The sequence below is a fragment of the Pseudomonas sp. AGC41 genome, assembly GCF_057334555.1.
Window position 1 is genome coordinate 38,817 of record NZ_JBHFJB010000153.1, and the last position, 6,674, is coordinate 45,490.

4 protein-coding genes are annotated in these 6,674 nt (G+C 62.3%); 3 read left to right on the forward strand and 1 reads right to left on the reverse strand.

Features of this window, described 5'->3' with window-relative positions; translation table 11 throughout:
• Nucleotides 1-76: 76 nt before the first annotated feature.
• Nucleotides 77-3,298, reverse strand: a complete 3,222-nt coding sequence (gene rne, locus ACE04F_RS25335) for a ribonuclease E (RefSeq protein ID WP_486110409.1) — start codon at nucleotides 3,296-3,298, stop codon at nucleotides 77-79.
• 699 nt (nucleotides 3,299-3,997) lie between these two features.
• Here rne and rluC point away from each other — a divergent pair.
• From rluC to ACE04F_RS25350, 3 genes are read left to right on the forward strand one after another with little or no spacing between them, the layout of a single operon-like run.
• Nucleotides 3,998-4,954 (forward strand): 23S rRNA pseudouridine(955/2504/2580) synthase RluC, encoded by a 957-nt coding sequence (rluC, locus tag ACE04F_RS25340; RefSeq protein WP_434569359.1) that lies wholly within the window; start codon nucleotides 3,998-4,000, stop codon nucleotides 4,952-4,954.
• The gene (locus tag ACE04F_RS25345; RefSeq protein WP_486110410.1) at nucleotides 4,944-5,606 is read left to right on the forward strand and encodes an HAD-IA family hydrolase; all 663 of its coding nucleotides are present in this window, start codon (nucleotides 4,944-4,946) and stop codon (nucleotides 5,604-5,606) included. Before rluC ends, ACE04F_RS25345 begins: the two co-directional genes overlap by 11 nt.
• 21 nt (nucleotides 5,607-5,627) lie before the next feature.
• Nucleotides 5,628-6,617: a S49 family peptidase gene (locus ACE04F_RS25350; RefSeq protein WP_486110411.1), complete on the forward strand. Its 990-nt coding sequence runs from the start codon at nucleotides 5,628-5,630 to the stop codon at nucleotides 6,615-6,617.
• Nucleotides 6,618-6,674 lie beyond the last annotated feature (57 nt).

Below are 6,674 nucleotides of genomic sequence, written 5' to 3' on the forward strand. Positions count from 1 at the left end.
GAATAGCATGATTTCAGAACAATAAAAAAAGCCCCGCCTGGCATCACCAGGCGGGGCTTTTTACTGGGCGGTGGAATCAGGCGTGAGGTTTGGGCTCGTGCTCTTTTTCCAGGGCTTCAGTGTGACGCGGAGCGACTTCTTCTTCAGTGGCGTGCTGAGGTTCGCCGATCACCGGTGCCGATTCAGTCGGGGCTTCAGCTACCGGGGCAGGGGCTGCCTCGGCGACTTCTTCGACGACCGGAGCCGGTTCGGCGGCAGGCGCTTGAGCGGCAGCAGCGGCGGCCAGTTCAGCTTCCTTCTGCAGACGCTCGGCCTCACGCTTGCGACGACGCACTTCACGTGGATCGTTCGGGGCGCGGCCGTTAGGGGTCAGGGCACTGACCGCTGCAGGCGCTTCAACCGGGGCTGGGGCTTCGGCAACCACTGGTTCGGCAACCACTGGCGCCTCGACCACTGGCGCAGGCTCGACCACTGGCGGTTCGACGGCTACTACCGGCTCCGGTTCAGCAACCGGCGCTGGCGCGGCTGGCTCGGCATTCCAGTTGAAAGCGGTCTGCTCTTCGCGTACTGGTTCTGGTGCGGTTTCCTCGGCAGGCATTTCAACGGCAGAAACTTCAACGGCAGGTTCAGCGGCTACCACCGGCTGCTCGACGACCGGGGCAGGCTCGGCGGCGGTTTCGGCTTGCGGCTCGGCTTCATGAACCGGTGCGAGTTCCACTTCTGGCGAAGCAGTGATTTCTACCGGAGTGGTCGCTTCGACAACTGGCGCTTCGACCGCTGCCTCTTCCACCGCAGCGGTGGCCCGTTCGGCCTGCTCGTGTGCCTGGGCCTCGGCTGGGGCGCTGATCGCGCTGCTGGCAACTGCCGCGGTGACGGCCAGGCCGGCGGCCAGGTCGGCAGCGCTAGGCGCTTCGGCGTTCTCGCCGGCTTCGGACTCTTCCGAGCCTTCGATCACGTTGCCGTTGGCATCGCGTTGACGCTCGCGACGGTTGCTGCGACGACGCTGGCCGCGGGAGCGACGACGTGGACGATCGCCCTCGGCGTGGTCCTGGCCGTCTTCCTGCAACTGCTCTTCGGTGTTCAGCACTTCCTCTTCGCTGGCTTCGGCGGCTGCCTGCTCGGCGCGCGGCTGACGCTCTTCACGCGGCGGACGCGGTGCGCGTTCTTCGCGAGGCTGGCGAGCCGGGCGTTCTGCTGCCGGAGTCGCAGGCGTCGCAGCAACAGCCGGTGCGGCGTCCAGAGGCTCGCGCAATTCGCGAACACGTTCTTCACGCTCGCCACGCGGCTTGCGATCTTCACGTGGTGCGCGTGGCTGGCGTTCTTCGCGAGGCGGACGCGGTGCGCGTTCTTCGCGGGCTACCGCTGGAACTTCCTCACGGGCTTCGCGTGGTTGACGCTCTTCGCGCGGCTCACGGGGTGCGCGCTCTTCACGCGGGGCACGTTCTTCGCGCGGCTTGCGCTCTTCGTCGCGACGACCGTTGCGGTTGCGGGTCTGCTGGCGACCGTTGCGGCGTTCTTCGTTGCGGGCCGGACGCTCGGTAGCGGCAGGCTTGGCGACAACGGCCGGTGCGGCAGGCTCTTCCTTGGTGGCGAACAGGCTGACCAGGGATTTCACCAGGCCTTTGAACAGGCTTGGTTCCGGGGCTGCGGCCGGGGCGGCAACCGGCGCGGCGGCTTCGGTCGGGACCGGAGCGTTGGCACGGGCCGGTGCAGTCTTGACCGCCGCTTCCTGGCGAACCAGGGTGCGGGTGGCGGCAGCTGGCTGGACGTCTTCGACTTCGGCGGCGGCCGCGGCGATTTCGTAGCTGGACTGGTTGGTATGAGCTTCAGGGCTGTCATCACGCAGGCGCTGCACTTCGAAGTGTGGCGTCTCGAGGTGGTCGTTCGGCAGGATCACGATGCGGGCGCGGGTGCGCAGTTCGATCTTGGTGATCGAGTTGCGTTTTTCGTTGAGCAGGAACGCGGCCACCGGGATTGGCACCTGGGCACGAACCTCGGCGGTGCGGTCCTTCAGGGCTTCTTCTTCGATCAGGCGCAGGATCGCCAGGGACAACGACTCGACGTCACGGATGATGCCGGTGCCGTTGCAGCGTGGGCAAACGATGCCGCTGCTTTCGCCCAGGGATGGACGCAGGCGCTGACGGGACATTTCCAGCAGGCCGAAGCGCGAGATACGACCGACCTGTACGCGGGCGCGGTCGGCTTCCAGGCATTCACGGACCTTTTCTTCCACGGCGCGCTGGTTCTTGGCCGGGGTCATGTCGATGAAGTCAATGACGATCAGGCCGCCGATGTCGCGCAGGCGCAACTGGCGGGCGATTTCTTCGGCGGCTTCAAGGTTGGTCTGCAGGGCGGTTTCTTCGATGTCGCTGCCTTTGGTGGCGCGCGCCGAGTTGATGTCGATGGACACCAGGGCTTCGGTCGGGTCGATGACGATGGAGCCGCCCGACGGCAGTTCGACGACGCGCTGGAAAGCGGTCTCGATCTGGCTTTCGATCTGGAAACGGTTGAACAGCGGAACGCTGTCTTCGTAGAGCTTGATCTTGCTGGCGTACTGCGGCATCACCTGGCGAATGAAGGTCAGGGCTTCGTCCTGGGCTTCGACGCTATCGATCAGCACTTCGCCGATGTCCTGGCGCAGGTAGTCGCGGATGGCGCGGATGATCACGTTGCTTTCCTGGTAGATCAGGAAAGGTGCGGAACGATCCAGCGAGGCTTCCTTGATCGCGGTCCAGAGTTGCAGCAGGTAGTCGAGGTCCCACTGCATTTCTTCGCTGCTGCGGCCCAGGCCGGCAGTGCGCACGATCAAGCCCATGTCGGCGGGTGCGACCAGGCCGTTCAGGGCTTCGCGCAGTTCGTTGCGCTCTTCGCCTTCGATGCGGCGGGAGATGCCGCCGGCACGCGGGTTGTTCGGCATCAGGACCAGGTAGCGGCCGGCGAGGCTGATGAAGGTGGTCAGGGCGGCGCCCTTGTTGCCACGTTCTTCTTTTTCGACCTGGACGATGACTTCCTGGCCTTCGCTCAGGACGTCCTTGATGTTGACGCGGCCTTCGGGGGCCTTCTTGAAGTATTCGCGGGAGATTTCTTTGAGGGGCAGGAAGCCGTGGCGCTCGGAGCCGAAATCGACAAAGGCAGCCTCAAGGCTTGGTTCGATGCGAGTAATCCGGCCTTTATAGATGTTGGCCTTCTTCTGCTCGCGTGCACCGGATTCGATATCCAGGTCGTAGAGGCGCTGGCCGTCTACCAGTGCAACACGCAACTCTTCGGGTTGAGTTGCGTTAATCAGCATTCTTTTCATGTAGTACCGTCGGTTTCCGGGCTGCCGGAAACGGCGTTCGGCACACACGACTTCTCACGGTCGGTGTCAGGTGCGTCCTGGCGATGGCGGGGCCATTCCAGTGTCCAGCGAGTTCGACCCAATGATGGCGAAGTCGCGACGGACGCGTCCTGCTTGCTGGTACTCAAGCACTCAGTCAGGAGGAGGAATCAACCGGCGCCTGTGGACGAGATGAAGCGTCTAAATATAAGCCTAGTGCTACACAGTCCGACGGTTGTACATCTCCACCCTACACGTATCCCTGATAATTCGGGTGCTGCCGCGCGCAGAATCCGCAGCGGGTTGGCATTTACCGTGAGCTCCGGAAGGGGAGGTCACGCATCATGGCTCATTTAGGCGTTGTTTCCGAAGCTCTCGCTCGGGGTCGTCTGCGGGTGACTGCACTTTGTGAACTGGCCGTGAATGTGGCGCGCAAGGCGAGTCAAAACTCTGCTTTGCGGCGTATTTCAGGCCTCATGTCACTTGCGCTCGTTACACCTGCGAACTCTACCGTTACGCAGCAAAAGCCCCGTAGGACGGCCTCTCGTCCTCGTGAATTGCGTTGGTCAGGGCCGGTTTTTGACCGCTGGTCCGCTGTCCAGCCACTTTTGGCGGCGTTCGCGACTATAGCAGCAATGATTAAGTGCTTCAATTCCATAAAAAATTGTTATCATCGCCGCCATGACAACTACTGCCCCTTCGACCCCAGGCGTTCAACTGCTTGAGGTCTCGCCGGAATATGCCGGCCAACGAATTGATAACTTCCTGCTTGCCCGGCTCAAAGGCGTGCCCAAGACCTTGATCTACCGCATTTTGCGCAAAGGCGAAGTGCGGGTGAACAAAGGTCGGATCAAGCCCGAATACAAGCTCCAGGCGGGCGACGTCGTGCGCGTACCGCCGGTTCGCGTGCCCGAGCGCGACGAGCCGGTGCCACTGGCACAAGGCTTGTTGCAACGCCTGGAGGCCGCCATCGTCTTCGAAGACAAGGCGCTGATCGTGGTCAACAAGCCCGCGGGCATCGCGGTCCACGGCGGCAGCGGCCTGAATTTCGGGGTGATCGAAGCCTTCCGTCAGCTACGTCCCGATGCCAAGGAGCTGGAGCTGGTCCATCGTCTGGATCGGGACACTTCCGGGCTGTTGATGATTGCCAAGAAGCGCAGCATGTTGCGCCATCTGCACGAACAGCTGCGCGGCGATGGCGTCGACAAGCGCTACATGGCGCTGGTGCGCGGTCGTTGGGAAACATCCGTCAAGCAAGTGCGCGCGCCGCTGCTCAAGAGCAACCTGCGCTCCGGCGAGCGCATGGTGGAAGTCAACGAAGAGGGCAAGGAAGCGCTGACCGTGTTCAAGGTGCTGCGCCGTTTCGGCGACTTCGCCACCATGGTCGAGGCCAAGCCGGTCACCGGGCGGACCCACCAGATCCGTGTCCACACCCTGCATGCCGGGCATTGCATCGCCGGTGACAGCAAATATGGCGACGATGATTTCAGCAAGGAAATCCGTGACCTGGGTGGCAAGCGCCTGTTCCTCCATGCCTACATGCTGACCGTGCCGTTGCCCGACGGCGGCGAGCTGAAATTGCAGGCCCCCGTGGATGACATGTGGGCCAAGACCGTGGAGCGGTTGAGTGCATCCTGATTACAAGCTGCTGATATTCGATTGGGACGGCACTCTGGCGAACTCCATCGGTCGGATTGTCGAGTCGATGCATATCGCGTCGGACCGTACGGGTTTTGCTCGGCGGGATGATTTTGCGGTGAAGGGCATTATCGGTCTCGGGCTGCCGGAAGCGATTCGCAGCCTGTACCCGGAAATCGCTGATGATGAGCTGAGCGTTTTTCGCCAACATTATGCCGATCACTACATCGCGCTGGAGGCCGAGCCTTCGCCGCTGTTCGACGGCGTGGCCGATACGCTCCAGGCTCTGCGGGACGAGGGCTATCACCTGGCTGTCGCGACCGGCAAGGCTCGGCGCGGGCTGGATCGGGTGCTGAAGTCCCATGGTTGGGATGATTATTTCGACATCACTCGCGCCGCCGACGAAACCGCTAGCAAGCCGCATCCGCTGATGCTTGAGCAGATCCTGGCCTACTGTAATGTGCGGGCCGAGCAAGCGTTGATGGTCGGGGATTCGTCGTTCGACCTGCAGATGGCGCGTAATGCCGGCATGGGCTCTGTCGCTGTCAGTTATGGCGCGCAGACGATCGAGGCGCTTCGGGCGTTCGAACCGTGCCTGGCCATTGACCATTTTCCCGAATTGCACGCGTGGCTGAGCCAGCGTGCCGGTTGACGTTTTGATGGGGATGCATGCATGACCGATGAATGGAAAGCACCGGCCAAGGCAGATGCCGAGAGCGGTGATGGAAAAAGCTGGAAGCTGTTGGAAAAAACCCTGCTGGCCAGTGTGCAAGAGCAGCGTCGGTCGCGCCGCTGGGGAATCTTCTTCAAGTTGCTGACCTTCGTTTATCTTTTTGCTGCGCTGTTGCTGTTCACGCCGCTGATGAGTATCGAAAAAGGTGCGGTCAGTGGTTCGGCGTATACCGCGCTGATCGACATTGAAGGCGTGATCGCCGACAAGGAGCCAGCCAGTGCGGATAACATCGTCGGCAGTCTGCGGGCTGCCTTCGAAGATCCGAAGGTCAAGGGCGTGGTGCTGCGCATCAACAGTCCGGGCGGCAGTCCGGTGCAGTCGGGTTACGTCTACGACGAGATCGTCCGGTTGCGCGCGCTTCACCCGAACACCAAGGTCTATGCGGTCATCGCCGATCTCGGCGCGTCCGGTGCCTATTACATCGCCAGCGCTGCGGACCAGATCTATGCCGACAAGGCGAGCCTGGTCGGCTCCATTGGCGTGACGGCGGCCGGTTATGGTTTTGTCGGGACCATGGAGAAGCTCGGCGTGGAGCGGCGGGTCTATACCTCTGGCGAGCACAAGTCGTTTCTTGATCCGTTCCAGCCGCAAAAGCCTGAAGAGACTGCGTTCTGGCAGGGCGTGCTCGACACGACTCACAAGCAATTCATTGCCAGCGTCAAGAAAGGTCGCGGCGAGCGCTTGAAGGACAAGGAGCATCCGGAATTGTTTTCCGGGCTGGTCTGGTCCGGGGAGCAGGCATTGCCCCTGGGCCTGATCGACGGGCTGGGCAGCGCCAGTTCGGTGGCTCGGGATGTGATCGGTCAGAAGGATCTGGTGGATTTCACCATCGAGGAATCGCCGTTTGACCGCTTCTCGAAAAAACTGGGCGCAAGCATCGCCGAGCATCTGGCAATGTGGATGGGCTTCCAGGGCCCGGCGTTGCGCTGATTCAAGCATGATGCATTTGCCCTTGTGGCGAGGGAGCTTGCTCCCGCTGGGCTGCGC

Excerpts from the sequence above, each read along its gene's own strand:
- rne (WP_486110409.1), bottom strand. The coding sequence starts at position 3,298 with ATGAAAAGAATGCTGATTAACGCAACTCAACCCGAAGAGTTGCGTGTT.
- rluC (WP_434569359.1), top strand. The coding sequence starts at position 3,998 with ATGACAACTACTGCCCCTTCGACCCCAGGCGTTCAACTGCTTGAGGTC.
- ACE04F_RS25350 (WP_486110411.1), top strand. The coding sequence starts at position 5,628 with ATGACCGATGAATGGAAAGCACCGGCCAAGGCAGATGCCGAGAGCGGT.